Annotated in this window: 24 protein-coding genes; 13 read left to right on the top strand and 11 right to left on the bottom strand. The window is 72.9% G+C overall.

The window, feature by feature from the left end; genetic code table 11:
- Positions 1-49 precede the first annotated feature (49 nt).
- Genes ACSMHG_RS17800 through ACSMHG_RS17770 form a run of 7 tightly spaced genes read left to right on the top strand, consistent with a single transcriptional unit; the run spans position 50 to position 7,291 of the window.
- On the top strand, positions 50-1,030 hold the full coding sequence (locus tag ACSMHG_RS17800) for a helix-turn-helix transcriptional regulator (protein ID WP_435747595.1): 981 nt from the start codon (positions 50-52) through the stop codon (positions 1,028-1,030).
- The gene (locus tag ACSMHG_RS17795) at positions 1,027-2,022 is read left to right on the top strand and encodes a helix-turn-helix transcriptional regulator (protein WP_435747593.1); all 996 of its coding nucleotides are present in this window, start codon (positions 1,027-1,029) and stop codon (positions 2,020-2,022) included. The genes ACSMHG_RS17800 and ACSMHG_RS17795 overlap by 4 nt, the downstream gene beginning before the upstream one ends.
- Before the next feature lie 46 nt (positions 2,023-2,068).
- Positions 2,069-2,341 carry a twin-arginine translocase TatA/TatE family subunit gene (gene tatA / locus ACSMHG_RS17790; protein ID WP_435747591.1) on the top strand — a complete coding sequence of 91 codons (273 nt, stop codon included), beginning with the start codon at positions 2,069-2,071 and terminating at the stop codon, positions 2,339-2,341.
- 14 nt (positions 2,342-2,355) lie between these two features.
- Positions 2,356-3,198, top strand: coding sequence for a twin-arginine translocase subunit TatC (tatC, locus tag ACSMHG_RS17785; protein WP_435747589.1), 843 nt, complete (start codon positions 2,356-2,358; stop codon positions 3,196-3,198).
- Entirely contained in the window at positions 3,195-3,602 is a 408-nt protein-coding gene (locus tag ACSMHG_RS17780) for a hypothetical protein (protein WP_435747587.1), read from the top strand. Before tatC ends, ACSMHG_RS17780 begins: the two co-directional genes overlap by 4 nt.
- A gap of 9 nt (positions 3,603-3,611) precedes the next feature.
- Entirely contained in the window at positions 3,612-4,493 is an 882-nt protein-coding gene (locus tag ACSMHG_RS17775) for a diacylglycerol kinase (RefSeq protein ID WP_435747585.1), read from the top strand.
- Positions 4,490-7,291 carry a DEAD/DEAH box helicase gene (locus ACSMHG_RS17770; protein ID WP_435747583.1) on the top strand — a complete coding sequence of 934 codons (2,802 nt, stop codon included), beginning with the start codon at positions 4,490-4,492 and terminating at the stop codon, positions 7,289-7,291. Before ACSMHG_RS17775 ends, ACSMHG_RS17770 begins: the two co-directional genes overlap by 4 nt.
- A 14-nt stretch (positions 7,292-7,305) precedes the next feature.
- Here the strand turns inward: ACSMHG_RS17770 and ACSMHG_RS17765 are convergent, their stop codons facing one another.
- The 3 genes from ACSMHG_RS17765 to ACSMHG_RS17755 are packed head-to-tail and all read right to left on the bottom strand — an operon-like array spanning position 7,306 to position 9,787.
- Positions 7,306-7,962 carry an SDR family oxidoreductase gene (locus ACSMHG_RS17765; protein ID WP_435747581.1) on the bottom strand — a complete coding sequence of 219 codons (657 nt, stop codon included), beginning with the start codon at positions 7,960-7,962 and terminating at the stop codon, positions 7,306-7,308.
- Positions 7,963-7,979: 17 nt separating this feature from the next.
- Positions 7,980-8,894 (bottom strand): 5'-3' exonuclease, encoded by a 915-nt coding sequence (locus ACSMHG_RS17760; protein WP_435747613.1) that lies wholly within the window; start codon positions 8,892-8,894, stop codon positions 7,980-7,982.
- Positions 8,895-8,947: 53 nt separating this feature from the next.
- The gene (locus ACSMHG_RS17755; RefSeq protein WP_435747579.1) at positions 8,948-9,787 is read right to left on the bottom strand and encodes a sulfurtransferase; all 840 of its coding nucleotides are present in this window, start codon (positions 9,785-9,787) and stop codon (positions 8,948-8,950) included.
- A 57-nt stretch (positions 9,788-9,844) separates the two neighbouring features.
- Between ACSMHG_RS17755 and ACSMHG_RS17750 the strand changes: the two genes are divergently transcribed.
- Positions 9,845-10,321 carry an Lrp/AsnC family transcriptional regulator gene (locus tag ACSMHG_RS17750; protein ID WP_435747577.1) on the top strand — a complete coding sequence of 159 codons (477 nt, stop codon included), beginning with the start codon at positions 9,845-9,847 and terminating at the stop codon, positions 10,319-10,321.
- On the opposite strand, the gene ACSMHG_RS17745 is transcribed toward ACSMHG_RS17750, so the two are convergent.
- Genes ACSMHG_RS17745 through ACSMHG_RS17725 form a run of 5 tightly spaced genes read right to left on the bottom strand, consistent with a single transcriptional unit; the run spans position 10,300 to position 16,179 of the window.
- Positions 10,300-11,709: a KamA family radical SAM protein gene (locus ACSMHG_RS17745; RefSeq protein ID WP_435747575.1), complete on the bottom strand. Its 1,410-nt coding sequence runs from the start codon at positions 11,707-11,709 to the stop codon at positions 10,300-10,302. The genes ACSMHG_RS17750 and ACSMHG_RS17745 overlap by 22 nt on opposite strands.
- 58 nt (positions 11,710-11,767) lie before the next feature.
- Positions 11,768-12,361, bottom strand: coding sequence for a GNAT family N-acetyltransferase (locus ACSMHG_RS17740; RefSeq protein ID WP_435747573.1), 594 nt, complete (start codon positions 12,359-12,361; stop codon positions 11,768-11,770).
- On the bottom strand, positions 12,358-13,974 hold the full coding sequence (locus ACSMHG_RS17735; RefSeq protein WP_435747571.1) for an amidohydrolase: 1,617 nt from the start codon (positions 13,972-13,974) through the stop codon (positions 12,358-12,360). Before ACSMHG_RS17735 ends, ACSMHG_RS17740 begins: the two co-directional genes overlap by 4 nt.
- The gene (locus ACSMHG_RS17730) at positions 13,971-15,443 is read right to left on the bottom strand and encodes an AMP-binding protein (RefSeq protein ID WP_435747569.1); all 1,473 of its coding nucleotides are present in this window, start codon (positions 15,441-15,443) and stop codon (positions 13,971-13,973) included. The genes ACSMHG_RS17735 and ACSMHG_RS17730 overlap by 4 nt, the downstream gene beginning before the upstream one ends.
- The gene (locus ACSMHG_RS17725; RefSeq protein ID WP_435747567.1) at positions 15,436-16,179 is read right to left on the bottom strand and encodes an enoyl-CoA hydratase/isomerase family protein; all 744 of its coding nucleotides are present in this window, start codon (positions 16,177-16,179) and stop codon (positions 15,436-15,438) included. Before ACSMHG_RS17725 ends, ACSMHG_RS17730 begins: the two co-directional genes overlap by 8 nt.
- A 120-nt stretch (positions 16,180-16,299) precedes the next feature.
- Between ACSMHG_RS17725 and ACSMHG_RS17720 the strand changes: the two genes are divergently transcribed.
- From ACSMHG_RS17720 to ACSMHG_RS17705, 4 genes are all read left to right on the top strand, one after another.
- Complete coding sequence (locus tag ACSMHG_RS17720) at positions 16,300-16,887, top strand: TetR/AcrR family transcriptional regulator (RefSeq protein WP_435747565.1); 588 nt, start codon at positions 16,300-16,302, stop codon at positions 16,885-16,887.
- Positions 16,888-17,292: 405 nt separating this feature from the next.
- Entirely contained in the window at positions 17,293-18,840 is a 1,548-nt protein-coding gene (lnt, locus tag ACSMHG_RS17715) for an apolipoprotein N-acyltransferase (protein WP_435747611.1), read from the top strand.
- Positions 18,841-18,866: 26 nt separating this feature from the next.
- Positions 18,867-19,610, top strand: coding sequence for a polyprenol monophosphomannose synthase (locus tag ACSMHG_RS17710; RefSeq protein ID WP_435747609.1), 744 nt, complete (start codon positions 18,867-18,869; stop codon positions 19,608-19,610).
- Entirely contained in the window at positions 19,610-20,143 is a 534-nt protein-coding gene (locus tag ACSMHG_RS17705; protein WP_435747563.1) for an FxsA family protein, read from the top strand. The genes ACSMHG_RS17710 and ACSMHG_RS17705 overlap by 1 nt, the downstream gene beginning before the upstream one ends.
- Before the next feature lie 2 nt (positions 20,144-20,145).
- On the opposite strand, the gene ACSMHG_RS17700 is transcribed toward ACSMHG_RS17705, so the two are convergent.
- The 3 genes from ACSMHG_RS17700 to ACSMHG_RS17690 all read right to left on the bottom strand — a co-directional run bounded on the left by ACSMHG_RS17700 (position 20,146) and on the right by ACSMHG_RS17690 (position 22,851).
- Positions 20,146-20,532, bottom strand: a complete 387-nt coding sequence (locus ACSMHG_RS17700) for an RNA polymerase-binding protein RbpA (RefSeq protein ID WP_435747561.1) — start codon at positions 20,530-20,532, stop codon at positions 20,146-20,148.
- Positions 20,533-20,689: 157 nt separating this feature from the next.
- The gene (locus ACSMHG_RS17695; RefSeq protein ID WP_435747559.1) at positions 20,690-22,042 is read right to left on the bottom strand and encodes an MFS transporter; all 1,353 of its coding nucleotides are present in this window, start codon (positions 22,040-22,042) and stop codon (positions 20,690-20,692) included.
- On the bottom strand, positions 22,039-22,851 hold the full coding sequence (locus tag ACSMHG_RS17690) for a glycerophosphodiester phosphodiesterase family protein (protein ID WP_435747557.1): 813 nt from the start codon (positions 22,849-22,851) through the stop codon (positions 22,039-22,041). Before ACSMHG_RS17690 ends, ACSMHG_RS17695 begins: the two co-directional genes overlap by 4 nt.
- A gap of 407 nt (positions 22,852-23,258) precedes the next feature.
- Between ACSMHG_RS17690 and ACSMHG_RS17685 the strand changes: the two genes are divergently transcribed.
- The gene (locus tag ACSMHG_RS17685) at positions 23,259-23,552 is read left to right on the top strand and encodes a GIY-YIG nuclease family protein (RefSeq protein ID WP_435747555.1); all 294 of its coding nucleotides are present in this window, start codon (positions 23,259-23,261) and stop codon (positions 23,550-23,552) included.
- Positions 23,553-23,783: the final 231 nt, after the last annotated feature.

Genomic DNA, 23,783 nt, shown 5'->3' with positions numbered 1-23,783 from the left:
GCCGGCCGCCGCCGCCGGCGGCGGGTGGACGGGCCAGGAGAGGAGCGGCGTGAGCGGCACGACGGGCAAGAAGACCGAACGGCTGCTCAACCTGCTCATCATGCTCCTCGTGCAACGGCGCTTCGTCGCCAAGGAACGGATCCGCGCAATCCTCTACCCGGGGACCACCGACGAGGCGTTCGAGAAGATGTTCGAGCGCGACAAGGACGAGCTCCGGTCGCTGGGCGTGCCGATCGAGGTGGGGCAGATCGACGCCTACTTCGACGACGAGCCGGGCTACCGGATCCGGCCGGACGAGTTCGCCCTGCCCGCCATCGACCTGGAGCCGGACGAGGCGTCGGTGATCGCGCTCGCCACCAAGGTCTGGGAGCACGCGCGGCTCGCCGACGCCACCACCGAGGCGGTGCGCAAGCTGGTCGCCCAGGGGGTGCCGGTCGACACCGCGGCGCTCGACATCGTCGAGCCGCGGCTCAGCGCCGACGAGCCGTCCTTCGACGTGTTCCTCGAGGCCACCACCGAGCGGACTCCGGTCGAGTTCGACTACCTGCGCAGCGGCGAGGGCGAGGTCACCCGCAGGCACGTGCAGCCGTGGGGGGTGGCCCGCCACTCGGGCCGGTGGTACGTGGTCGGCTTCGACACCGACCGCGGCGCCGAGCGGCTCTTCCGGCTCTCCCGCGTGCAGGGCGAGGCCCGCAAGGTCGGCGAGCCCGGGTCGTACGACGTGCCCGCCGGCACCGACGTCCGCGAGATCGCCCGCCGCCTGGCCCGGCCCGCGACGAGCGAGCGGACAGTCGTGCTCGTCCGTGCCGGCGCCGGCCACGCGCTGCGGCGCAACGCAGACGAGGCGCAGCCGGGCGTCGCCGGCCCCGACGACCGCACCGGCTGGGACCGCCTCGTCCTCACCCGCGGGATCCCCGGTGCCGCCGACGAGATCCTGGCCCACGGCGACGACGTGCTCGTCGAGGAGCCGGCCAGCCTGCGCGAGACCGTGGTGGCCCGGCTCACCGCGGCCCTGGAGCGGGTCTCGTGAGCGGCGAGGCCCGCAAGCCGCCGGCCGGCGGCGCGAAGGACCAGGTGGCGCGGCTGCTGGCGCTCGTGCCCTACCTCCACGCCCGCGGGCAGGTCCGGGTCGACGAGGCCGCCCGGGCGCTCGGCGTCCGACCCGACCAGCTGGTCAAGGACCTCAAGGTGCTGCTGATGGTGGGGCTCCCGGGCGGCTACCCCGACGACCTCATCGACGTCGACCTCGACGCGCTCGAGGGTCCGGAGGCCGACGGCGTCATCCGGGTCTCGAACGCCGACTACCTCACCCGCCCGCTGCGGCTGACGCCGACCGAGGCGACGGCCATCATCGTCGCGCTCCGTGCGCTGCGCAGCGGCGCCGAGGACGACACCCGCGGGATCGTCGACCGCGCCCTCGCCAAGCTGGAGGCGGCCGCAGCCGAGGCCAACCCCCAGGTGGACCCCGGGGAGGACACCGCCGACGTCCGCCTGTCGCGGCTGGCCGCCCGGCTGCAGTCGGCCGCCGACCAGCGACGGCAGGTGCGGATGACCTACTGGGTGCCCTCGCGCGACGAGAAGTCCGACCGCGTCGTCGACCCTCGCGGCGTCGTGGCGCACCACGGCCACTCCTACCTCGACGCCTGGGACCACGGCGCGGAGGCGCCGCGGCTGTTCCGGCTGGACCGGATCGACACGGCCGAGGTCCTCGACCTGCCCATGGAGTCCGAGCCGGTGCCACCGCGCGACCTGGGCGAGGGCCTCTTCCACCAGTCCGAGGACACGCGGCGCGTGACGCTGCGCCTGTCACCTGCGGCACGCTGGGTCACCGAGTACTACCCGGTCGAGGCGGTCAGGCCTCGCGCGGGTGGCGACCTCGAGGTCGACCTCGTCGTCGCCGACGAGCGGTGGCTGCTGCGCCTGCTGCTCCGCCTCGCGCCCGAGGCCGAGGTGGTGCGCCCCCGAGAGTTCACCGAGTCGTTCGCCGAAGCCGCCCAGGCGGCGCTCAGCCTCTACGGCTGATCAGGCGTACGATGGTGCAGACCGCCCCCGTCACGTGAGGACCCCCATGCTTCCGCTCGTCGCAGGACTCGGCACCACCGAGCTGCTCATCATCCTGGCCGTGCTGGTGCTGCTCTTCGGTGCCTCCAAGCTTCCCGAGCTGGCTCGCGGCAGCGGCCGGGCGCTGCGCATCTTCAAGGCCGAGACCAAGGGCCTGATGGATGACGACGACGACGAGGGCGAGGGCGGCAAGACCGTCGAGCAGCGGGAGATCGAGGCCCGGCAGCAGGCCCAGCTGGACGCCGAGACCGAGCGCCAGCGCCGCGGCGACACCGCCTGACGGGCAGGTCCCGGTTGTCCATCTCCGGGGTCCTCGACGTCTTCCGCGGCCGCCCGCACCACCCGGTGGGTGCGGACGGCAGGATGGCGCTGTCCGACCACCTCCGTGAGCTGCGGGCGCGCCTGCTGCGATCCGCCATCGCGTTGGTGCTCGCGTTCGGCGTGGCCCTGTTCTTCTACGAGCAGCTGCTCGAGCTGATCCGGCGGCCCTACGACGACGCCGTCCTGCGCCTGGACGGCTCGGTGCCGAGCGAGCTGGTGCTCGGCGGCGTCACGCAGCCGCTCCTGCTGCAGCTGAAGCTGTGCGGCGTCGCGGCCGTCGTGGCCTCCAGCCCGTACTGGCTCTTCCAGATCTGGGGCTTCATCGTCCCTGGGCTGCACCAGCACGAGAAGCGCTGGACGCGGGTCTTCGCCGCGGTCGCCGGGCCGCTCTTCATCGCCGGCGTGGCGCTCGGCTACTGGGTGCTGCCCAAGGGCCTCGAGGTGCTGATCGGCTTCACCCCGGTCGACGTCACGAACCTCGTGGAGTTCGGGACCTTCTTCTCCTTCATCACCCGGATGCTGCTGGTCTTCGGCATCGCCGTGGAGATCCCGCTCTTCGTCGTGATGCTCAACCTCGCGGGCGTCGTGAGCGGCAAGGCGCTGGGCCGGTACCGCCCTTGGATCGTCATCGGCACCTTCCTCTTCGCGGCGGTCGCCACGCCGTCCACCGACCCCTTCTCGATGCTCATGCTCGCCCTGCCGATGCTCGGGCTCTTCCTGGTCGCCGAGGTGATCGCCCGGCTCGTCGACCGCAGCCGCGGCCGCGGGGAGCACAGCACCGACCAGTGGGACGACGACGCCCTCTCGCCCCTGTGACCGCGCAGCCGTTGGAGCCGCAGGACCCCTTCGAGCTGCCCGAGTGGTTGGGGGAGTCGGACGTGACCTGGACCCCCGAGACCGGGGTCCGTGCCGGTCACCTGGTCCGCGGCGCGCTGGAGGGCTCCGCCGGCGGGACCGTGGCGTGCGACCTGCTGGCCGTCGACCAGGCCTGGCCCGCACCCGTCGCCGACGAGCTCGCCCGGCGACGCGCGCACCAGGCCTGGCGCCACGGACAGGTCGACCTGGTCCGGCGGGAGGACCGCCTGACGCTCGCTGTGCCGGGCACCGCCTTCACCGCGGACTGCGTGCTCGACGCCCTGGAGCGGCTGGCCCGCTCCGTCGGCGCCGACCCCACCCGCTTCGCCGCCCGCCTCCGCCTCGGCCGAGGGATGCGGCAGTAGGTTCCGTCCGTGGCCGGCAGCTCGCGCGAGATCGCACTCCTGACCAACCCGACGGCCGGCCGGGGGCGCGGTGCCCGGGCGCGTGACATCGCGCTCGGCCGGTTCCGCGACGCCGGGCTCACCGTGCGCGACCTGGTGGGCCGGGACGCCGACGAGGCGCTCGACCTGGCCCGGTCGGCCGTCGCCGACGGTGTGCAGGCCCTGGTCGTGTGCGGGGGAGACGGCATGGCCTACCTGGCCGTCCAGGCCGTGGCCCGGACGGGCGTCCCCCTCGGCGTGGTGCCCGTCGGCACGGGGAACGACGTCGCCCGCACCCTCGGCCTCCCGCGGCACGACCCCGCCGCCGCCGCGGACCGGGTGCTCGCCGGGCGGACCCGGACGTGCGACCTCGCCCGGTCGGGATCGCGGTACTTCCTCACCGTCCTGGCGGCCGGCTTCGACGCGGTGGTCAACGAGCGCGCCAACGCGATGACCTGGCCGCGCGGGCAGATGCGCTACAACCTCGCCACGCTCGCGGAGCTGCGGGTGCTGGCCTCACGGCCGTACACCCTGGACCTCGACGGGCGCGTCCTCCGCACCGACGCCGTGCTGGTCGCGGTCGGCAACGGCCCCTCGTTCGGCGGTGGCCTGCGCATCACCGAGGGCGCCTTGCTCGACGACGGCATGCTGGACGTCGTGATCATCAAGCCGCTGAGCCGGACCCGGCTGGTCCAGGCCTATCCCCGGCTCTTCGCCGGGACCCACACGGGACTGCCCGAGTACGAGCACCACCGCGTCCGGAAGGTGACCGTCGCGGCAGCGGGGATCGTGACCTACGCCGACGGCGAGCGCTTCGGCCCGCTGCCCCTCACGGTCGAGGCCGCACCCGCCGCGCTTACCGTGTACGCATGAGCAGCGCGGAGGATCCCGAGACCGTCGAGCTCAGCCCGGCCGAGCGGTACGCGTCGTACCGCGCCTCCCGCCAGCACCCGGTGCTGAGGGACTTCCGCTCGCTCCACGACTTCCCCCTCGACGACTTCCAGGTGCGCGCCTGCGAGCACATCGAGGAGGGCCGGGGCGTGCTCGTCGCGGCACCGACCGGCTCCGGCAAGACCATCGTCGGCGAGTTCGCGATCCACCTCGCGCTCGCCACGGGGCGCAAGGCGTTCTACACGACGCCGATCAAGGCGCTGTCGAACCAGAAGTTCCACGACCTGGTGCGCCGGTACGGCCCCGAGCAGGTCGGCCTGCTCACCGGCGACAACGTCGTCAACGGCGAGGCACCGATCGTCGTGATGACCACCGAGGTGCTCCGCAACATGCTGTACGCCGGGTCGCGGACCCTCATCGGCCTGGGGTTCGTGGTCATGGACGAGGTGCACTACCTCGCCGACCGCTCCCGTGGCGCGGTGTGGGAGGAGGTGATCATCCACCTGCCGGAGTCGGTCTCGCTGGTCTCGCTGTCCGCCACCGTGTCCAACGCCGAGGAGTTCGGCGAGTGGCTCGAGACGGTCCGCGGCGACACCGCCACCGTCGTCGAGGAGAAGCGGCCGGTGCCGCTCTACCAGCACGTGATGGTCGGCCGACGGCTGCTCGACCTCTTCGCCTCCTCCGACGTCGACGCGGCGGCCGGCTTCGTGAAGGAGGGGGCGCCGGTCAACGACGAGCTGATGAAGGTCGCTCGTGACGACTGGGCCGCCTCCCGGATCAAGGACCGGCGGTCCTCGCGGGGGTCGGGTGCCCGTGGCGCCCGGCAGGTCGGCAACGGCCGCCGGGTGTGGATCCCGAGCCGGTCCGACGTCATCGACCGGCTCGAGCGGGAGCGGCTGCTGCCGGCCATCGTCTTCATCTTCAGCCGGGTGGGCTGCGACGCCGCCGTCACGCAGTGCCTCAACGCCGGCGTGCGCCTGACCACGCCGGAGGAGCGCGACGCCATCCACGACTACGTGGAGGACGCGACCCGCCACCTGGCCAAGGAGGACCTCCACGTCCTCGGCTACCACGACTTCCTCGAGGGGCTGACCCGCGGCGTCGCCGCGCACCACGCGGGGATGCTGCCGGCGTTCAAGCAGTGCGTCGAGGAGCTCTTCGTCCGGGGCCTGTGCAAGGTGGTCTTCGCGACCGAGACCCTGGCGTTGGGCATCAACATGCCGGCCCGCACGGTCGTCATCGAGAAGCTCACCAAGTGGAACGGCGAGACCCATGCCGACATCACGCCGGGGGAGTACACGCAGCTGACCGGGCGTGCCGGGCGTCGCGGCCTGGACGTCGAGGGCCACGGGGTGGTGCTGTGGCAGCCGGGGATGAACCCGCGCGAGCTGGCCGGCCTGGCCTCCACCCGGACCTACCCGCTGCGCTCGTCGTTCCGCCCGTCGTACAACATGGCGGTCAACCTGGTCCACCAGTTCGGCCGGGCCCGCTCACGCGAGCTGCTCGAGCAGTCCTTCGCGCAGTTCCAGGCCGACAAGGCCGTCGTCGGGCTGGCCCGCCAGCTGCGCAAGAGCGAGGACGCGCTGGAGGGCTACCGCGAGGCGGCCAGCTGCCACCTGGGCGACTTCATGGAGTACGCCGCGCTGCGCCGCCGGATCTCCGACGTGGAGAAGGAGGCGAGCCGCTCCCGGCGCCAGGACCGTCGCGAGGAGGTCCTCGCCTCCCTGGCGCGGTTGAAGATCGGGGACGTCATCGACGTGCCGGCCGGCAAGTTCGCGGGGTACGCCGTCGTCGTCGACCCGGGCTGGAGCGAGGACAACCCGCGCCCGTCCGTGGTGACCCAGGACCGGCAGGCCCGGCGGCTCGGGATGATCGACTTCCCGACGCCCGTGGAGGCGCTGACCCGCATCCGCGTCCCCCGCAGCTTCAACGGGCGGAACCCGCAGATGCGCCGCGACCTCGCCTCGGCGCTGCGCGCCCGGACCCACGACCTCACCCCGCCGCCGGTCCGTCGGGGTCGGCACTCGCCGTCCGAGAGCGGCGTCGACCCGGAGGTCGCCGAGCTGCGCCGACAGCTCAAGGCGCACCCGTGCCACGGCTGCCCGGACCGCGAGGACCACAGCCGGTGGGCCGAGCGCTACTTCAAGCTCGAGCGCGACGCCCGCACCCTGCAGCGGCGCGTCGAGCAGCGGACCAACACCGTGGCCCGCCAGTTCGACCGGGTGTGCGACGTCCTCGCCGCGCTGGACTACCTCGACGGCGAGGAGATCACCGCTCGTGGCCGGCACCTGATGCGGCTCTACTCCGAGCTCGACCTGGTCGCCGCGGAGTGCATCCGGCACGGGGTCTGGGACGACCTCGGCGCCTCGGAGCTGGCCGCGGTGCTCTCGGTCCTGGTCTTCGAGGCCCGGCGGCCCGACGACGCGTCCTCACCGCGGCTGCCCGGCGGCCGCGTGCGCGACGTCATCGGCGAGATGGTGCGGCTCTGGGGGGACCTGGACCGGCTGGAGAAGGAGCACCGGCTCGACTTCCTCCGGCAGCCCGACCTCGGCTTCGCCTGGCTGGCCTACCGCTGGGCCGAGGGCGACGAGCTCGACGACGTGCTCGGCGCCTCCGAGCTGTCGGCCGGCGACTTCGTCCGCTGGATGAAGCAGCTGCTCGACCTCGCCGGGCAGGTCGCCGATGCGGCCGGCGACACCCCGCTGCGGTCGACGGCCCGCGAGGTCGTCAAGCGCCTCAAGCGCGGCGTGGTGGCGTACTCCGGCCTCGCCGAGGACTGACCCGGGGTCCGCGCTCAGACGAGCGCGGCGACGGCGTCGGGGATGGGGGTCTCCCCGCCGACGACCTCCCACTGCCGGCCCACGGTGCGCTCGTCGTCGAGGCACACCGCGAGCACGGCGGCGACGTCGGAGCGGGTGACCTCACCGCGCTCGACCGTCTCGCCGATCGTGACGAGCCCCGTGCCGGCGTCGTCGACCAGCGCGCCGGGCCGGATGATCGTCCAGGCCAGCCCGCTGTCGCGCAGGGCCGCGTCGGCGTCACGCTTGGCCTCGACGTAGGCCCGCCACACCGCGGCCGTGTCGTCGGGGAGCGGCTGGTCGACACCGATGGCGGAGACCTGGAGGAACCGCTGGACGCCGGCCCGACGCGCTCCCTCGATCGACTTCAGCGAGCCCTCGAGGTCCACGGTCCGCTTGCGCTCGATCTTGCCGTCGGGGCCGCCGCCCGCGGCGAAGACCACGGCGCCACACCCCTCGAACGCCTGGGCGAAGGCGTCGGCGTCCTGCGCCTCGATGTCGAGCATCCGCACCTCCGCACCCTTCTCCTCCAGGGCGCCGCGCTGCTCCTCCTTGCGGACCAGCGCGACCGGGGTGTGCCCCCGCCCCACGAGGGTGGTGATGAGGTGCTGCGCGACCTGGCCGTGGCCTCCGACGATGGCGATCCGAGTCATGCGGTCCACGGTACGGATCAGGCGGTGAGCACCTTCGTGAGCACCTTGGTGAGCCGCTCCACGGGGCTCTCGAGGCCCCACCGCTGAGCCAGGTCGGCGACGCGGGGCAGGTCGCGCGGCTCGGCAGGAAGTGCGGTGCCGCTCCGGTCGAGGTCGAGGTCGCGTGCCACCGCGACGACCTTCGGCGCGACCTCCAGGTAGTCGGCCGCCGCCTTCACCTTCCCCCGGGGGCCCGGCCCCATGTCGGAGGAGGGGTCCTCGGCAGCGGCGCGGATGCCGGCCATGTCGCCGAAGCGCCCCAGCAGGGTCGCGGCGGTCTTCTCCCCGATCCCGGCGACACCGGGCAGGCCGTCGGAGGCGTCGCCCCGCAGGGTGGCGAAGTCGGCGTACTGGCGGGCGTCGATGCCGTACTTCTCCCGCACCCAGTCGTTGGTCACCCGCTCGTGCCTGCCGACACCGCGCGCGATGTAGAGGACGCGCACGTCGGCGTCGTCGTCGACGAGTTGGAAGAGGTCGCGGTCACCGGTCACGACGTCGACCGGCTGCCCCGCGTCGGTGGCCAGCGTGCCGATCACGTCGTCGGCCTCGTACCCGTCGGCCCCCACGACGCGGATGCCGAAGGCATCGAGCACGTCGCGGATGATCGGCACCTGCACCTCGAGCGGGTCGGGCACCTCCTCGACGTCGGGGGACCCAGGCACCTCCTCGACCACGCGGTGCGCCTTGTACGACGGCAGCAGGTCGACCCGCCACTGCGGACGCCAGTCGTTGTCCCAGCAGCAGACGAGGTCGGACGGGCGGTAGTCGTCGACGAGCCGGCTGATGAAGTCCAGCAGCCCGCGCACCGCGTTGACGGGCGTGCCGTCGGGGCCCTTGATCTCGGGGACGCCGAAGAACGCCCGGAAGTACAGCGAGGCGGTGTCGAGGAGCATGAGGCGGCCGGGCGGGGTGGTCACGGCCGCATCCTGTCAGACCTGCGGCCTGCTCAGCGCTCGAGCGGACGGGACGGGTCGGCCGTCCAGGCGTTCATCGAGCCGTCGTAGACGGCCACGTCCTCGCGACCGAGCCGCACCAGCGCGAAGGCCGCGGCGGTCGCGGCGATCCCGCCACCGCAGTAGGTGACCGGCCGGCGGCCCGGGTCGAGGGCGCCGGCCGACTCGAACAGCTCGCGCAGCTCCTCGAGCGGCCGCAGGCGGCCATCCGGCCCGACCAGCTCCTCGAACGGGACGTTGACGCTGCCCGGGATGCGCCCGTTCTCGAAGTCCGCTCGCCCCAGCGCGTTGACCAGCACCACGTCCGGGTCCTCGACCGCGGCTCGGACCTCGGCGGTGGAGCGGATCCGGTCGTTGCGTCGCCGGGCGGTGAAGGTCGCCGGCGGGTACGTCTCGGCGCCGGTGGCCGTGTCGAACCCGGCCGCCGTCCAGGCGGCCAAGCCTCCGTCGAGCACCGAGACGCGCTCGAACCCCTCGAGCCCGAGGTGCCACCACAGCCGGGTGGCCCAGATGCCGTTGACCGAGTCGTAGACGACGACGTGGTGCTCGTCGCCCACGCCGGCGGCGCCCATCGCCGCCGCGAACGACGCGGAGTCGACCACGGCGAAGGGCGCCTCACCGTCGGGGTCGCTCAGCTCGCTCATCTGGTCCACGAAGGCGGCGCCGGGCACGTGCGCCCGCTCGTAGGACTCGCGTCCGGACTCCAGGTGCGCCCCCGCCTCGTCGAAGGTGAGGTGCACCGTGGCGTCCAGCACCCGCAGGTTCGGGTCGTCCCGGTGCTCGTGGAGCCAGTCGGCGGTGACGAGGCGCTGCGTCGGCGAGGTCTCGGCCATGACCCGACCGTACCCACCGGACGGTCGATCCGGCCGGTCGTCGCCTAGGCTGCCCGCGTGAACGCGCCCGACGTCGAGGCCACCGACCGACACATCCTGGAGCTGCTGGCGGCCGACGGACGGATGTCCTACACCGACCTGGGCAAGGCCACCGGGCTGTCGACCTCCGCGGTGCACCAGCGAGTGAAGCGGCTGGAGCAGCGCGGCCTGATCCAGGGCTACGGCGCCACGATCGACCACGAGCAGGTCGGCCTGCCGCTCACGGCATTCATCTCGATCCGGCCGATCGACCCCTCGCAGCCCGACGACTCACCGGAACGGCTCCGCTCGATCGGCGAGATCGAGTCGTGCTGGTCGGTGGCGGGGGAGGAGTCCTACATCCTCAAGGTCCGCACCCAGACGCCCGCGGCGCTCGAGGGCCTGCTGGCGCGGATCCGGGCCGCGGCGAACGTCGCGACCCGGACCACCATCGTCCTGAACACCTTCTACGAGAACCGCCCGCTCACCGACGTTCAGAGCGACAGCGAGACCTGAGCGTCGAGCCGGGCCCGCGAGGCCCACCACCGCTGGCCGGCCTCGGGCAGCGTGTGGATCGGGTCGTAGTACTCGAAGGTGCGGGTCAGCGCCTCGGCGTCGTCGGCCTCGATGGAGGTGCGGTAGTTCTTGGTCCAGTACGACACACCCTTCTCGGTGTCGTACGACGCCAGCTGGTGCACCCAGCGCTTGCCGACGAACGGCACGTCGCACACGATCCGCGGCGTCGCGAAGCCCGGCAGGTAGCCCATGATCGCCGTCTGGAGCCGCTGGGCGTCCGCGACGGAGACCCGCCAGTGCTCCGAGAACGGGATCATGTCGCACATGTAGAAGTAGTAGGGCATGATCCCCGCCCCGTCGAGCAGCCGGAAGCACAGGTCCAGCAGCGCGTGCGGGTCGGCGTTGACGCCGTCGAGCAGGACGCCCTGGTTGCGTACGTCGCGCACCCCGGCGTCGAGCATCGCGCGCGCCGCGTCGGCCACCAGCGGGGTCACCGAGCTCGCGTGGTTGGCGTGGGTGTGGATCGCCAGCGAGACACCGCGGCTGCGCGCCAGCCCGGCGACACGCTCCACGCCGGCGCGGACGTCGTCCTGCAGCCAGTGCTGGGGGAGCCCGACCAGCGCCTTGGTGGCCAGCCGGATGTCGCGGATGTTCTCCACCTCGAGGACCGCGAGGAGGAACGCCTCGAGCCGGGGCCACGGCATGTTGGCCACGTCGCCGCCGGAGACGACCACGTCGCGCACGGTCGGGGTGCGGCGCAGGTAGTCGACCATCGCCTCGAGCCGGTCGTTCGGCTTGGCGAGGAACTTGAGCTTGTCGACCGCCGGCGTGGAGTTGCCGACCAGGTCCATGCGCGTGCAGTGGCCGCAGTACTGCGGACACGTCGGGAGCAGCTCGGCGAGGACCTTGGTCGGGTAGCGGTGGGTCAGGCCCTCGGCCACCCACATGTCGTGCTCGTGCAGCGAGTCGCGGCTGGCGTAGGGGTGCGAGGGCCAGTCGGTGCGACGGTCGGAGAAGACGGGGACCATGTAGTGGCGCACCGGGTCGCCGTAGAAGGCGTCGGTCAGCGACCCAGGCCCGCTCGGGACGACGTGCGGGACCATCGTGTTCATCATCTGCGGCGGCACGAGCATCGACATCGTCGCGCGCTCGCGCTGGTCCTTCTCGAGGTCGGCGTAGAACCGCTCGTCGACCAGGTCGCCCAGGAGCTCGCGCAGCTGCTTGAGGTTCTTGACGCAGTGCGCCCGCTGCCACTGCACCGACTCCCACTCCGCGCGGGTGACGTCCCGCCACCCGGGGAAGCGCGTCCAGTCGGGCTCGACCAGCTCGACCCGACGGTACGGGTACGGCTGGCCGGTCTCCAGGCCGATCGACGTCTCGATGCTCATGACCCGAGGCTAACGGACGATCTGTGGTCCGCAACACCCCATGCCGCAGTATTTCTCGTCAGTACAGGTTCGACGCGCGGAGCGTCCGGTGGACCACCGGGTCGTCGGGCCCCAGGCCGTAGCGCCAGCGGTAGACACCCTCGACGACCTCCCGCAGGCCCGCCCCGTCACCGTCACCCAGCAGCGTGTCCATGAGCAGCAGCCGGGGGGTGTGCCCGTCGTCGTGCGGAGGGAGGTACTCGCGGACGGGCAGCAACCGCCCGCCCAGCCGCTCGTAGAAGGCGATCCGGCGGCGGTGCTCCTCGACCAGTGCTGCGGACAGCCCCTCCTCGGCGGGATCCTCGACGTCCCAGACCAGGCGGGTGCGCCCCTCTTGGGCCAGCAGCGCGGTGAGGTGCGCCCACATGGCCGATCCCGTCCCGCGTCCCCGACGTCCCACGGCGTAGTACCGGAGGAACGTCCACGTGGTCGGCCCGAGGTCGCGCACCAGCGCGAGGCCGGCCGGGCCCTCGGCGTCGACGTAGGCGAGCAGCCGGTCGGCCAGGAGGTCCTCGAACGGCGCGGTGAGCTCCTCGGGGAACGACGCCTCGTAGATCTCCTGGAGCCGGTCACGGTCCGCCGGGGCGAGGTCGGCCATCTCGACGAGGGTCATCCGTGCACCAGCTCTCCGCCGAGCACGGTCCGGAGCACCTCGATCTCCTTGATCCGGGCCGGGTCGACGGTCGCGGGATCCTCGGAGAGGACCGCGAGGTCCGCGAGCCGGCCGGGCAGCACCGCACCGCGCTCGCGCTCCTGGTGCGAGGCGTAGGCCGAGCCGGTCGTCCAGGCCACGAGGGCCTCGAGGCCGGTGAGCGCCTCCTCCTGAGCGAACGGCCGGCCACCCTCGGTGGTGCGGTTCACCAGGTCGTGCATGCCCAGCAGCGGCCGCCCGTCGACGACGGGGCGGTCCGAGCTGCCAGGAACGATGATGCCGGCGTCCAGCAGCGACCGTCCGCGGTAGGCCCATCCCGCCCGCTCCGGGCCGAGCGCGCGGAGCATGCCCTCGCCGATCTCACCGATGAAGCGGCCCTGCGGGACCGGGACGACACCCAGGTCGGCCGCACGCGCGACCTGGTCGGGCCGGGCGACGCCGAAGTGCTCGACCCGGTGCCGTACGTCGGGCCGCGGCCAGCGCCGCTGCGCCTCCTCGTAGGCGTCGAGGACCAGGTCGATGGCCGCGTCCCCGATCGCGTGGGCCGCCACCCGCCAGCCCCCGCGGTGGGCGTCGACGATGCGGCTGCGGAGCGCCCCCGCGTCGCCCTGCAGGTAGCCGCGCGCGCCAGGGGTGTCGGCGAAGTCGTCGGTGAGCGCGCAGGTGTGGCCGATGAGGGACCCGTCGGAGAAGACCTTCACGGGCCCCAGCCGCAGCCGGTCGTCGCCGAGGCCGGTGCGGATGCCGAGGTCGATTCCCAACGGCAGGCCGTCGGAGGCGTGCGCCGCCACGGGGTGCAGCACGTCGGCGGCGACCATCAGCTCGACCCGGACAGGGAGGCGGCCCTCCTCCCGCGCCTGCTGGTAGGCCGCCACCTCGACCGGGCTCTTGCCGATCCAGCCGCCGCCGACGCCGGCCTCGACGACGCTGGTGAGCCCCTGGCCGAGGTAGGCCCGGCCGGCCCGCTCGATGGCGTCGACCAGGGTGGCGAGGGGGTAGGGGAGGACCAGGTCGGACAGGAGCGCCTGCGCCTGCTCCTGCAGCAGGCCGGTGGGGCGCCCGGCGGCATCGGTGACCACGCGGCCGCCGTCGACCTCGACGGGGTGCTCGGCGAGCCCGAGGTCGGCCAAGACCGCCGAGGAGACGACGCACATGTGCCCGGAGGTGTGCTTGAGCCACACCCGCCGGCCGCCGGCAGCGCGGTCCAGCGCGTCCCGGTCGGGGTGGCCGCCGAGCTTGTTCTCGTCGTAGCCCGCGCCCACGACCCACTCGTCGGGGCCGAGCCCGGCGGCGCGCTCGGCCACGGCGTCGTAGACCGCCTCCAGCCTGGCCAGCCGCAGGTCCACCTCGGTCAGCGACAACCCGTACCAGGCCATGTGGTTGTGGGCGTCGTGGAACCCCGGGACGACGACGGCGCCATCGAGGTCCAGCACCCGGTGCGCCGGCACGTCGTCGAGAGCGACCACGCGGCCGCCGAGGATCGCCACCGACGACGCCACCAGCTCATGGTCCGGGCCGCCGAGCGTCCGCACGCGGGCGTTGGTGAGCAGCAGGTCCGCCCGCAGCGCGCTCACGAGGGCTCACCCGCCGGCGCCGGCTCCAGCTGGGACTTGGCCACGCGGTGGGAGGCGGTGAGCGGCAGGTCCTCGCGCACCACCCAGACCGACGGGACCTTGAAGCGCGCCAGGCGCTCGGCGCACCAGGCGCCCAGCACCTCGGGCACCCGGTCGACGGCCAGGCCGGGCGCGACGACGTACGCCTTGACCTCCTCGCCGCGGAGCTCGTCGGGCACGCCGACCACTGCGGCGAGCCGCACCTCGGGGTGGGCCATGAGTACCTCCTCCACCTCGTGCGCGGCGATGTTCTCGCCGCTGCGGCGGATCATGTCCTTCAGGCGCCCTTGGAGGAAGACCCGGCCGTGCTCGTCGAGGCGGGCGAGGTCGCCGGTGGGGAACCAGCCGTCGCGGAACGGGCTCGGGTGGCCGAGGTAGCCCTCCATCATGCCGGGCCCGCGCAGCCACAGCTCGCCGTCGACCACCGTCGCCTCGCGGTGGGCCGCCGGGCGGCCCAGGCAGCCGGTGCCGACCAGCTCGTCGTGCTCCTCCGCGCCCACCCGGATGTCGGCTCCCGTCTCGGTCATGCCGAACGCCTCGTACCAGCCGACGCCCCAGCGGTCCTCCAGCTCCCGGTGGAGCGACGGCGGGATGGCCGAGCACTGAACGGCACGGACGCGGTGGTCGCGGTCGCCCGGGTCGGCCGGCATCTTGAGCAGCAGGGCCGGCATGGACGCGAGGCAGTAGAAGTACGTCACGCCGTGGGCGCGGACCCGGCTCCAGAAGGTCGAGGGGTGGAAGCCGTCGAGCACCACCAGGTGCGCGCCGGCCAGGAGGGCGGCGGCGACGTTCCACTGCGGGTCGACGTAGTGGAACGGCTGGGCGGTCAGCAGCACGTCGTCCCGGGTCAGGTGGGGGAACTCGCTCAGCATCGAGCCGCCGAGCGTCGTCCAGTAGGTGTGGGTGAGCAGGCAGCCCTTGGGGCGCCCGGTCGTGCCGGAGGTGTACTGCACGTTCACGACGGCCGCCGGCTCGACCGGCGCCTGCTCGAAGGCCCCGGACGGCGCGAGGTCCGCCACCAGCACGACCGACGGCGGGCGCTCGAGGCCGTCGAGGACGCCGCGGTGCTCCGGCGTGGTGACGGCCATCCGGACGCCCGCGTCGTCGACGAGGTGCTGGGCGTCGACCGACCGGTACCGCACGTTGAGCGGCACGATCGCGGCGCCGAGACGCATGAGCGCCAGCCAGAGGAGCGGGAACGCCGGCTCGTTGCCGACCATCACGGCCACGCGGTCACCGGCGCCGACACCGCGCTCACGGAGGGCCTGGGCGTAGGCCGCGGTGGTGCGCGAGACGTCCGCGAAGGTCAGCCGGGTGGTGGCGCCGTCGGCGGCCTCGAAGGTCCACGCGGGTCGCGTCGGCCACGCCGCCGCCGCGTGCTCCAGCGCCGAGACCAGGTCGGGGAAGGGAGGGGGGACCGGCTCAGCCACGGGTGAACGCCTCCCGCGGCGCCTCGCCCTCACCGGAGAGGGAGGTGAGCACCGCGTGGTCGACCTCGCGCGCCAGCGCCTCCCCGAACGTCGCGTCGAGGCCCTGGTCGAGGACCTGCTTGGCGAGGCTGAGGGCAAGCGGGGGACGGTCCGCCATCGTGCTCGCCAGCTCCAGCGCGACCCGCTCGTGCTCCCCGGCGGGGACCGCGCGGGCCACCATGCCGATCCGCGCGGCCTCCGCGCCGCTGATCCGCTCGCCCAGCAGCAGCAGCTCCTTGGCTCGCGCCCAGCCGACGAGGTGGGGGAGGAGCCGGGAGATGCCGCCCGTGACCGACAGCCCGACGCCCACCTCGGGGAAGCCGAAGACGGCGTCCTCGGCCGCGACGACGACGTCGCAGGCCAGGGCGAACTCGCACCCGGCACCCAGCGCGTAGCCGTGCACCGCGGCGACCACGGGCGCGGGGAGCTCCCGGACCAGACGGGTGACGTCCTGGATCGCCTCCAGCCGGGCCCTGGTCTGCAGCACGGTCTCGGCCGGCGGCTCCTCCTTCAGGTCGTGCCCCGCGCAGAAGGCGCGACCGCGGCCGCTGAGCACCACCGCACGCGCCCCGTCGGCGAGCGCGCGGCGCAGGGCCGACACGAGCCCGTCGGTGAGCTCGGCCGTCACGGCGTTCAGCCGCTCTGGCCGGTCGAGCGCGATCCGGGCGACGCGCCCGTCGTACCTGTAGTCGACCACCACTGGGTCCCACTCCTCCGCGAGGCTCTGTCAATCGATCGATCGATCGACTACGCTGACGGTAGGCCGTGGTGGACGGCGGTGCAAGAGCATCCAGGAGGTGGCGCGGAGGTGGTGGGCGTGTCGGCAACGGCGGCGCGGGTGCGCGAGGCGGCGCTCGACCTCTTCTCCGAGCGCGGCTTCCACGGCGTGGGGATCCGGCTCCTGGCCGAGCGGGCCGGTCTCTCCTCGGCGTCGCTCTACCACTACATGGGCACCAAGGAGGACCTGCTCGCCGCGCTGATGCGGGAGTGCCTCGAGCGCCTGGTCACCGACGCCGAGCGCGCCACCGAGGCCCACGGGGACCCCGTCGCGCGGGTGAGCGCCTTGGTGCGCGCCCACGTCGTCAGCCACGCCGAGCGGCCCCGGGAGACCCGCGTGGTCGACGGGGAGCTCGCCGCGTTGGCCGGACCGGCCCGGGACCAGGTCGTCGCCCTCCGCGACCGCTACGAGTCCCTGTGGCACCAGGCGATCGACGAGGCCGTCGCGGGGGAGCGGGACGACCTCGGCTCCGTCGCCGTCCTCCGCCGGGCCCTGCTCGAGATGTGCAGCGGGGTGGCGCGCTGGTACGACCCCGCGGGCGCCCTGTCCCTGGACGAGCTCGCGGAGCAGTACGTCGCGATGGCGCTCCGGCTGCTGGGTGTCGCCCACCGGTCCGGACAGCCCTAGACCACTGGGCTGCGGAACGGCGCGCGACACGCCGCAGCGAGAAGAAATCCGCAGTCAATTGAGGTGGATAAGCACCGCTCTGACCTGCGGTTTCGCGCGTCCTCGCAGGTCAGCGCCGTGTTGACACAGCCGCCCGCCGGCGGTGAGTCTGTGCCGTCCGCCCACGCACATCGTGACGCGCGGACCGACGTCCGAGTGACCGGGTCGGGGGGTGTGGTGCCCAATGCTGCTCCGACCTTGTTCGCGGAGGTCGGTCCGGTGCACGAGGGCGGACACGGAAGGACCCCGGACCCCCTAGACAACTTCCCGCCGCCGGCAGCCGGTCGACTGTGGGATGGCCCGAAGGGTTTCGGGGTCCTTCCGGCGTGGGCTCCACCGCGGGCCGGATACCGTCGTGTCGTGCTGATGCGGAGCCTCGTCGCCGTGCTGGCCGGCGTCGCACTGGCGCTGGCCTTCGAACCCGTCGCCGCAGCCGCGCTCGTGCCGCCGGCGGTGGCGGGCTTCGCCCTCGCCACCCGCGGCCTCCGCGGCCGCTCCGGCTTCGTGGTCGGCCTCGCCTTCGGAGCCGCGTTCTACTTCCCGCACATCCACTGGATGACGGCCGTGGGGACCGATGCCTGGCTCGCGCTCGCCGGCATCGAGGCGTTGTTCTACGGGCTGCTCGGCGCGGCGGCCGCGTACCTCCACCGGCTGCCTGCCTGGCCCCTGTGGCTGGCCGCCGCGTGGGTCACCATGGAGGTGTGGCGCAGCGGCTGGCCCTTCAGCGGCATGCCGTGGGGCCGGCTCGCCTTCGCGACCGCCGACACTCCGCTCGCCCCGGCGCTCGCGTACGTCGGCATGGTCGGTGTCAGCCTCGTCCTGGCCCTGCTGGGCACGCTGCTCGCGGCCCTGCTGCTCGCGCTCGCCCGGGCCCGCGACCGGAGCCTCGTCGCCCCCGTGGGAGCACTGACGGCCCTGCTCGCGCTGGCGCTCGTACCGGCGGTCGCGCCGTACGAGCTGGACGCGGAGGCCAGCGCGACCGTCGCGGCGGTGCAGGGCGACGTCCCCGGCCCCGGCAACGACATCCTCTACGACCCCCTCGGCGTCACCCAGAACCACGTGGCGGCGACCGTCGAGCTCGCGGAGGAGGTACGCGCCGGCACGGCGCCCCGGCCGGACTTCGTGCTGTGGCCGGAGAACTCGACGGTCACCGACCCGTTCGCCGACCCGACGGTCAACGCCGGCATCGAGTCCGCCGTCGACGCGATCGGCGTGCCGGTCGTGGTCGGGGCCATGGTCGACGCCGGCGAGCACCACGTCCGCAACCAGGGCATCGTGTGGGACCCCGTGACCGGGCCGGGGGAGCGCTACACCAAGTGGCACCCGGTGCCCTTCGGGGAGTACATCCCGTTCCGGGACTTCTTCACCGGACAGTTCGGCCGGCTGGCGATGATCCCCCGGGACATGCTGCAGGGCACCCGCGACACCCCGCTCCAGGTCGCCGGGACCGCCGTCGGCGATGCGATCTGCTTCGACATCGCCTACGACGACGGCATCTACGCACAGGTGCGCAACGGCGCCGAGATGCTGGCCGTGCAGACGAGCAACGCGACCTTCATCGAGACCGTCCAGATCGACCAGCAGTTCGCGATCACGCGGCTGCGAGCCATCGAGACCGGACGCACCGTGGTGGTGGCCGCCACCAACGGTGTGTCCGGGGTGATCGCGCCGGACGGCTCGGTGGTCGCGAGTGCCGCGCCGCGCACGCAGGAGGTCCTCGTGGCCGACGTGCCGCTGGTGGCAGGCACCACCCCCGGAGTGCTGGTGGCGCCGTGGGTGGCCGGCCTCTCGATCGCACTCACGGCCCTCGGTCTGCTCCTGGCGGCGCTGCCGTATCGTCGCCGCCGGGACACGGCGGCCGCGCAGCAGGCCTCCGGCGACGACACGTCGAGGGAGCGGGTGACAGTCGGGTGAGCAGCGAGCGGCACGGCCGTGTGGTGATGGTGGTCCCCACCTACGACGAGGCGGAGAACATCGCCTGGATCATCGGCCGGATCCGGTCGGCCCAGCCCGCCGTGCACGTCCTGGTGGTCGACGACTCCTCACCCGACGGCACCGGCCAGATCGCGGACGGGATCGCGGCGAGCGACGAGCACGTCCACGTGCTGCACCGCACCGCCAAGGGAGGTCTGGGCGCGGCGTACCTGCACGGCTTCGCCTGGGCCCTCGAGCACGGCTTCGACGTGATCGGCGAGATGGACGCCGACGGGTCCCACCAGCCCGAGCAGCTGCACCTGCTGCTCGACGCGCTCGACCGAGCCGACCTGGTGATCGGGTCCCGGTGGGTGCCCGGCGGATCGGTCGTCAACTGGCCGCGTCGGCGCGAGGCGCTCTCCCGCGGCGGGAACCTCTACGTCCGTCTGCTCCTCGGCATCTCCGTCCGGGACGCGACGGCCGGCTACCGCCTCTACAAGCGCGAGACCCTCGAGCAGATCGACCTGGCGGGCGTGCGCTCGACCGGCTACGTCTTCCAGACCGACCTGGTCGCCCGGACCCTGGCGGCCGGGCTCCGGGTCGTCGAGGTGCCGATCGAGTTCGTCGAGCGGGAGCGGGGCGACTCCAAGATGAGCGGCGCGGTCGCCGCCGAGTCGCTGCGCCGGATCACGCGGTGGGGCATCGCCCAGCGGCGGGCCCAGGTCCGCCGGGCCGTCAGGGAGCTGGCCGGCCGGGGAAGCGATCGCTGATGGCTGCCCGGCCCCGCCTGACCGGCGTGCTCCTCGTCGCGTTCGTCCTGGTGCCGCTCCTGGAGATCTTCGTGCTCGTCCAGGTCGGTCAGGTGATCGGCGCCTGGTGGACCATCTTCCTGCTCGTCCTCGACAGCGCCATCGGCGCCTGGCTGGTCCGGCGGGAGGGCGCCCGCGCCTGGCGCGCCCTGCGCAGCACCCTGGCCGCCGGCAGGCTGCCCGCGGGCGAGATCGCCGACGGGGCGCTCGTGCTCATCGGCGGCACCCTGATGCTGACCCCGGGCTTCGCCACCGACGCGCTCGGGATCCTGCTGGTCCTGCCCTTCACCCGGCCGCTCTTCCGGCGGACCCTCACCTCAGCGGTGGCCCGCCGGCTGGTCGTGGTGCCGCCGGGTGGGCAGGGGCCGTTCGGACCCCGGAACGCACGACGCCCCGGACCAGACGTGGTCCGGGGCGACGTCGTCGACCGGGGCACCGACAGGGCGGCCGACGAGGACGTCGACGGCGGTTCTGACGGCCGTGCCGGAGCGTAGGCTCAGGCCGAGGCCTTGCGCTTCTTCTGGTTCGCGCGGTGCAGGTGCGCGGGGCCGATCTCGCCGCCCCGGAGCAGTTCCAGGCGCTCCTTGAGGATGTCCTCGAGCTCCTTCTCGGAGCGGCGCTCGAGGAGCATGTCCCAGTGCGTGCGGGCGGGCTTCTCAGCCTTCTCCTCGGGCAGGATCCCCGCGGTGCTCAGGGCCTCCGCCCCGCACCGTGGGCACTCCCAGATCGCGGGGACGTCGGCCTCGACCGACATCGTGATCTCGAACTCGTGTCCCTGCTTGCACTTGTAGCCGACCTGCTGGCGGGCCGCGAACTCGATGCCACGCTCGTCCTCGAAGCTCTGCCCACCGAGCCGGGCTCCACGCAGTGTGCGCTCTGCCATGAGACGCCTCCCGATCTGATGTTGACGGCCTGGTTTCCGCCGTTGACAACTCGAATGTTCAACGGTACTGAGCCGCCCAACATTCCGGGAATCGAGCGACGCTCGTCACTCCGGTGCCCCGGCCCGCCGGGGGCTACACGCGTCGTGCGATCCGCGCTCAGGTGACCCGCGGCTGCGCGTTGCCCGCCTCGCGGATGCCCCGCGCGGTGTCGACCCTCAGCAGCAGTGCGCCACCGATGACGAAGAAGGCGATGAGGGCGAAGATCGCCGGCCGGTAGGAGCCGGTGAACTGGTAGACGAGCCCGAAGACCAGCGTGCCGAACCACGACGTACCACGCTCCATCGCGTGGTAGAAGCTGAAGTACTCCGCCTCCTTGCCGCGGGGGATCAGCAGGGAGAAGTAGGACCGGGCGAGGGCCTGCGTGCCGCCGAGCACCAGCCCGATGGCGGCGCCGAGGAGGAGGAACGGCACCAGCTCGCCGTCGGGCAGGACCAGCGCCACGGTGACGATGAGCATCCAGATCACCAGCCCCGCGAGGATCACCGGCTTGGCGCCGTACCGTCCTGCCGCCCGGCCGAAGCTCAGCGCCCCGAAGACGGCCACGAACTGGACCAGCAGGTAGGTCGCCAGCACGGTGCCGGTCGCGAACCCGAGCTCCTCGACCCCGAAGGTCGACGCCGAGGCGATGACCGTCTGGATGCCGTCGTTGAAGAAGAGGTAGGCGACCAGGAAGGTCAGCGCGACGGGGTAGTGGCGCATCTCCTTCAGCGTCCGGCCGAGCTGGCCGAAGCTCTGCGACACGACGCCGCCGGGCACCTGCTCGATGTCGCGCGGCGGGTGGTTGCGCAGGCCGCGGAACGGGATGAAGGTGAACGCGGCCCACCACACGGCGGCGGAGAGCATGCAGATGCGCACCGCCAGCGCCTCGCTGATGCCGACGCTCTCGTGGAAGGTGACCAGCACGAAGTTGAGCGCCAGCAGCAGGCCACCGCCCGCGTAGCCGTAGGCCCAGCCGCGCGAGGACACCTGGTCGCGCTCGTCCTCGTCGGAGACGAGGCACAGGAGGGCGTCGTTGAAGACGGCGGCTGCTCCGAAGCAGAGGTTGGCGACGATGAACGCCACGGCGCCGAGCTGCCAGTTGCCGCCGGTGACGAAGAACAGCAGCGCGGCGGACGCGGCTCCCGCCCAGGCGAAGCCGGCGAGCAGGTCCTTCTTCCGCGACGTCCGGTCCGCGACGGCGCCGAGCAGCGGCAGCAGGACCGCCGAGAGCAGCGTCGAGGTCGTGATGATGAACGACGGCAGCGCCCCGGGGGCGACCGAGACGCCCAGCACGCTCACCCGGTCGTCGACGGCGGCGCTCTCCGCGACCGCGATCAGATACGGCGCGAACAGGACGCCCGCGATGGTCGTGCTGAAAGCCGAGTTGGCCCAGTCGTAGAAGTACCAGGCTCGCTGCTCGCGGGCTCGGCCGAGCGGCGCCAGGTCTGCGACACCGGCAGGTGCGGTCATGACGGTTCCCTCCACTGTCCGCGCTCCACGAGCACGGCCTTGAGCACATCGGTCCGGTCGGTCATCAGGCCGTCGACACCGCGGTCGAGGAGCTCCCTCATCTCCTCGGGCGCGTCGATCGTCCACACGTGCACGTGCTTCCCGGCTGCGTGGGCGCGCCGGACGAGTCCCGGCGTGACGACCCGCAGGCCGCGCCGCCGGTGCGGCACCTGGAGCGCCGCGACCCTGCCCCGCGTGACCAGGTCGGCCAGGCGACCGCTGGGCAGCAGGCGGAACGCCACGATCTCCGCGGGCGTCGCCGAGGTGGGGACCCGGCCGCCGACGAGCTGGCGGAACCGAGCCATCCGGCGTGGGCTGAACGACCCGACCAGCAGCCGGTCGTGCGCGCCCCGCTCCTCGATGAAGCGGGCTAACGCGTCGACGGCGCCGTCGGACTTCAGGTCGATGTTGAACCGGACGTGGGGGAAGAGGTCGAACAGCTCGCCCAGGGTCGGCACCTGGGCACGACCACCGACGAGCGCCGCCCGGACCTCGTCGTACGGCAGGTCCGAGATGGCGCCGCGCCGGTCGGTGACCCGGTCGAGCACGGTGTCGTGGAAGGCGAGCAGCACCCCGTCGGCGGAGACGTGGACGTCGGTCTCGAGGTAGTCGTAGCCGAGGGCGACGGCGTGCTCGAAGGCGACGAGGGTGTTCTCCAGCCCCTCGATCTCCGGGTGGTAGGCGCCGCCGCGGTGGGCGAACGCGAGCACCGACCCGGGCGTCGCCAGGACCTCGTCGAGGTAGGCGAAGCCGGTCCGCGGTGCACTCACGGGAGCAGTATGGCCGCCTGCGTCCCCTCGATCAGCCAGCCGGTGGTCGAGCCACCCACTCGGTGGTCGAGCCTGTCGAGACCACCCAGCCACGCGGTGGTCGAGCCCCACTCGGTGGTCGAGCCTGTCGAGACCACCCGACCCACTCGGCGGTCGAGCCGCCATCCGGTGGTCGAGCCTGTCGAGACCACCCGACCCACTCGGCGGTCGAGCCGCCACCCGGTGGTCGAGCCTGTCGAGACCACCCAGCCACTCGGTGGTCGAGCCGCCATCCGGTGGTCGAGCCCCACTCGGTGGTCGAGCCTGTCGAGACCACCAACGACTCACAGCTCACTCGCCTGCAGCCGGCCCTCCACGGGCTCGAAGCACGAGCGCACGGTCCCCGCCTCCGCGCCGGACCCTGAGGCATGGCCTTCACCTACATGCTCGAGTGCGCGGACGGATCGCTCTACGTCGGGAGCACTCGCAACCTCGCCGCGCGCGTCGCACAGCACGAGAACGGCATGGGATCCGTCTACACGCGTTGCCGGCTACCCGTGCGGCTCGTCTGGGCATGGCAGTTCGAGCACATCGGAGCTGCCTTCGCCTTCGAAAAGCAGGTTCAGGGGTGGAGCCGCGCCAAGCGGATCGCCCTCATCGAGGGGAGGTTCGCGGATCTGCCTGCGCTGGCGCGCGGACGGTCCGGTCGCCCGGACGACTGATGGTCTTCATCAGGCGCGATGGGACTACGAACCAGCCCGTGGTCTCGACAAGCTCGACCACCGAACCCACCCGTGGTCTCGACAAGCTCGACCACCGAACTCGACCGTGGTCTCGACAAGCTCGACCACCGAACTCGACCGTGGTCTCGACAAGCTCGACCACCGAACTCGACCGTGGTCTCGACAAGCTCGACCACCGAACTCGACCGTGGTCTCGACAAGCTCGACCAC

The organism is Nocardioides ureilyticus, from assembly GCF_051280745.1.
In the GTDB taxonomy this organism is placed as follows: domain Bacteria; phylum Actinomycetota; class Actinomycetes; order Propionibacteriales; family Nocardioidaceae; genus Nocardioides.
The sequence above is the reverse complement of the archived record's forward strand: the minus strand, read 5'-3'. Positions and strand labels throughout refer to the sequence as shown.

Bases quoted from the DNA above. Each gene is read 5' to 3' on its own strand.
- ACSMHG_RS17770 (WP_435747583.1), top strand. From the start codon at position 4,490: ATGAGCAGCGCGGAGGATCCCGAGACCGTCGAGCTCAGCCCGGCCGAG.
- ACSMHG_RS17765 (WP_435747581.1), bottom strand. From the start codon at position 7,962: ATGACTCGGATCGCCATCGTCGGAGGCCACGGCCAGGTCGCGCAGCAC.
- lnt (WP_435747611.1), top strand. From the start codon at position 17,293: ATGCGGAGCCTCGTCGCCGTGCTGGCCGGCGTCGCACTGGCGCTGGCC.
- ACSMHG_RS17740 (WP_435747573.1), bottom strand. From the start codon at position 12,361: ATGACCCTCGTCGAGATGGCCGACCTCGCCCCGGCGGACCGTGACCGG.
- ACSMHG_RS17695 (WP_435747559.1), bottom strand. From the start codon at position 22,042: ATGACCGCACCTGCCGGTGTCGCAGACCTGGCGCCGCTCGGCCGAGCC.
- tatA (WP_435747591.1), top strand. From the start codon at position 2,069: ATGCTTCCGCTCGTCGCAGGACTCGGCACCACCGAGCTGCTCATCATC.
- ACSMHG_RS17705 (WP_435747563.1), top strand. From the start codon at position 19,610: ATGGCTGCCCGGCCCCGCCTGACCGGCGTGCTCCTCGTCGCGTTCGTC.
- ACSMHG_RS17710 (WP_435747609.1), top strand. From the start codon at position 18,867: ATGGTGGTCCCCACCTACGACGAGGCGGAGAACATCGCCTGGATCATC.
- ACSMHG_RS17700 (WP_435747561.1), bottom strand. From the start codon at position 20,532: ATGGCAGAGCGCACACTGCGTGGAGCCCGGCTCGGTGGGCAGAGCTTC.
- ACSMHG_RS17745 (WP_435747575.1), bottom strand. From the start codon at position 11,709: ATGAGCATCGAGACGTCGATCGGCCTGGAGACCGGCCAGCCGTACCCG.
- ACSMHG_RS17755 (WP_435747579.1), bottom strand. From the start codon at position 9,787: ATGGCCGAGACCTCGCCGACGCAGCGCCTCGTCACCGCCGACTGGCTC.
- ACSMHG_RS17685 (WP_435747555.1), top strand. From the start codon at position 23,259: ATGGCCTTCACCTACATGCTCGAGTGCGCGGACGGATCGCTCTACGTC.
- ACSMHG_RS17760 (WP_435747613.1), bottom strand. From the start codon at position 8,894: ATGCTCCTCGACACCGCCTCGCTGTACTTCCGGGCGTTCTTCGGCGTC.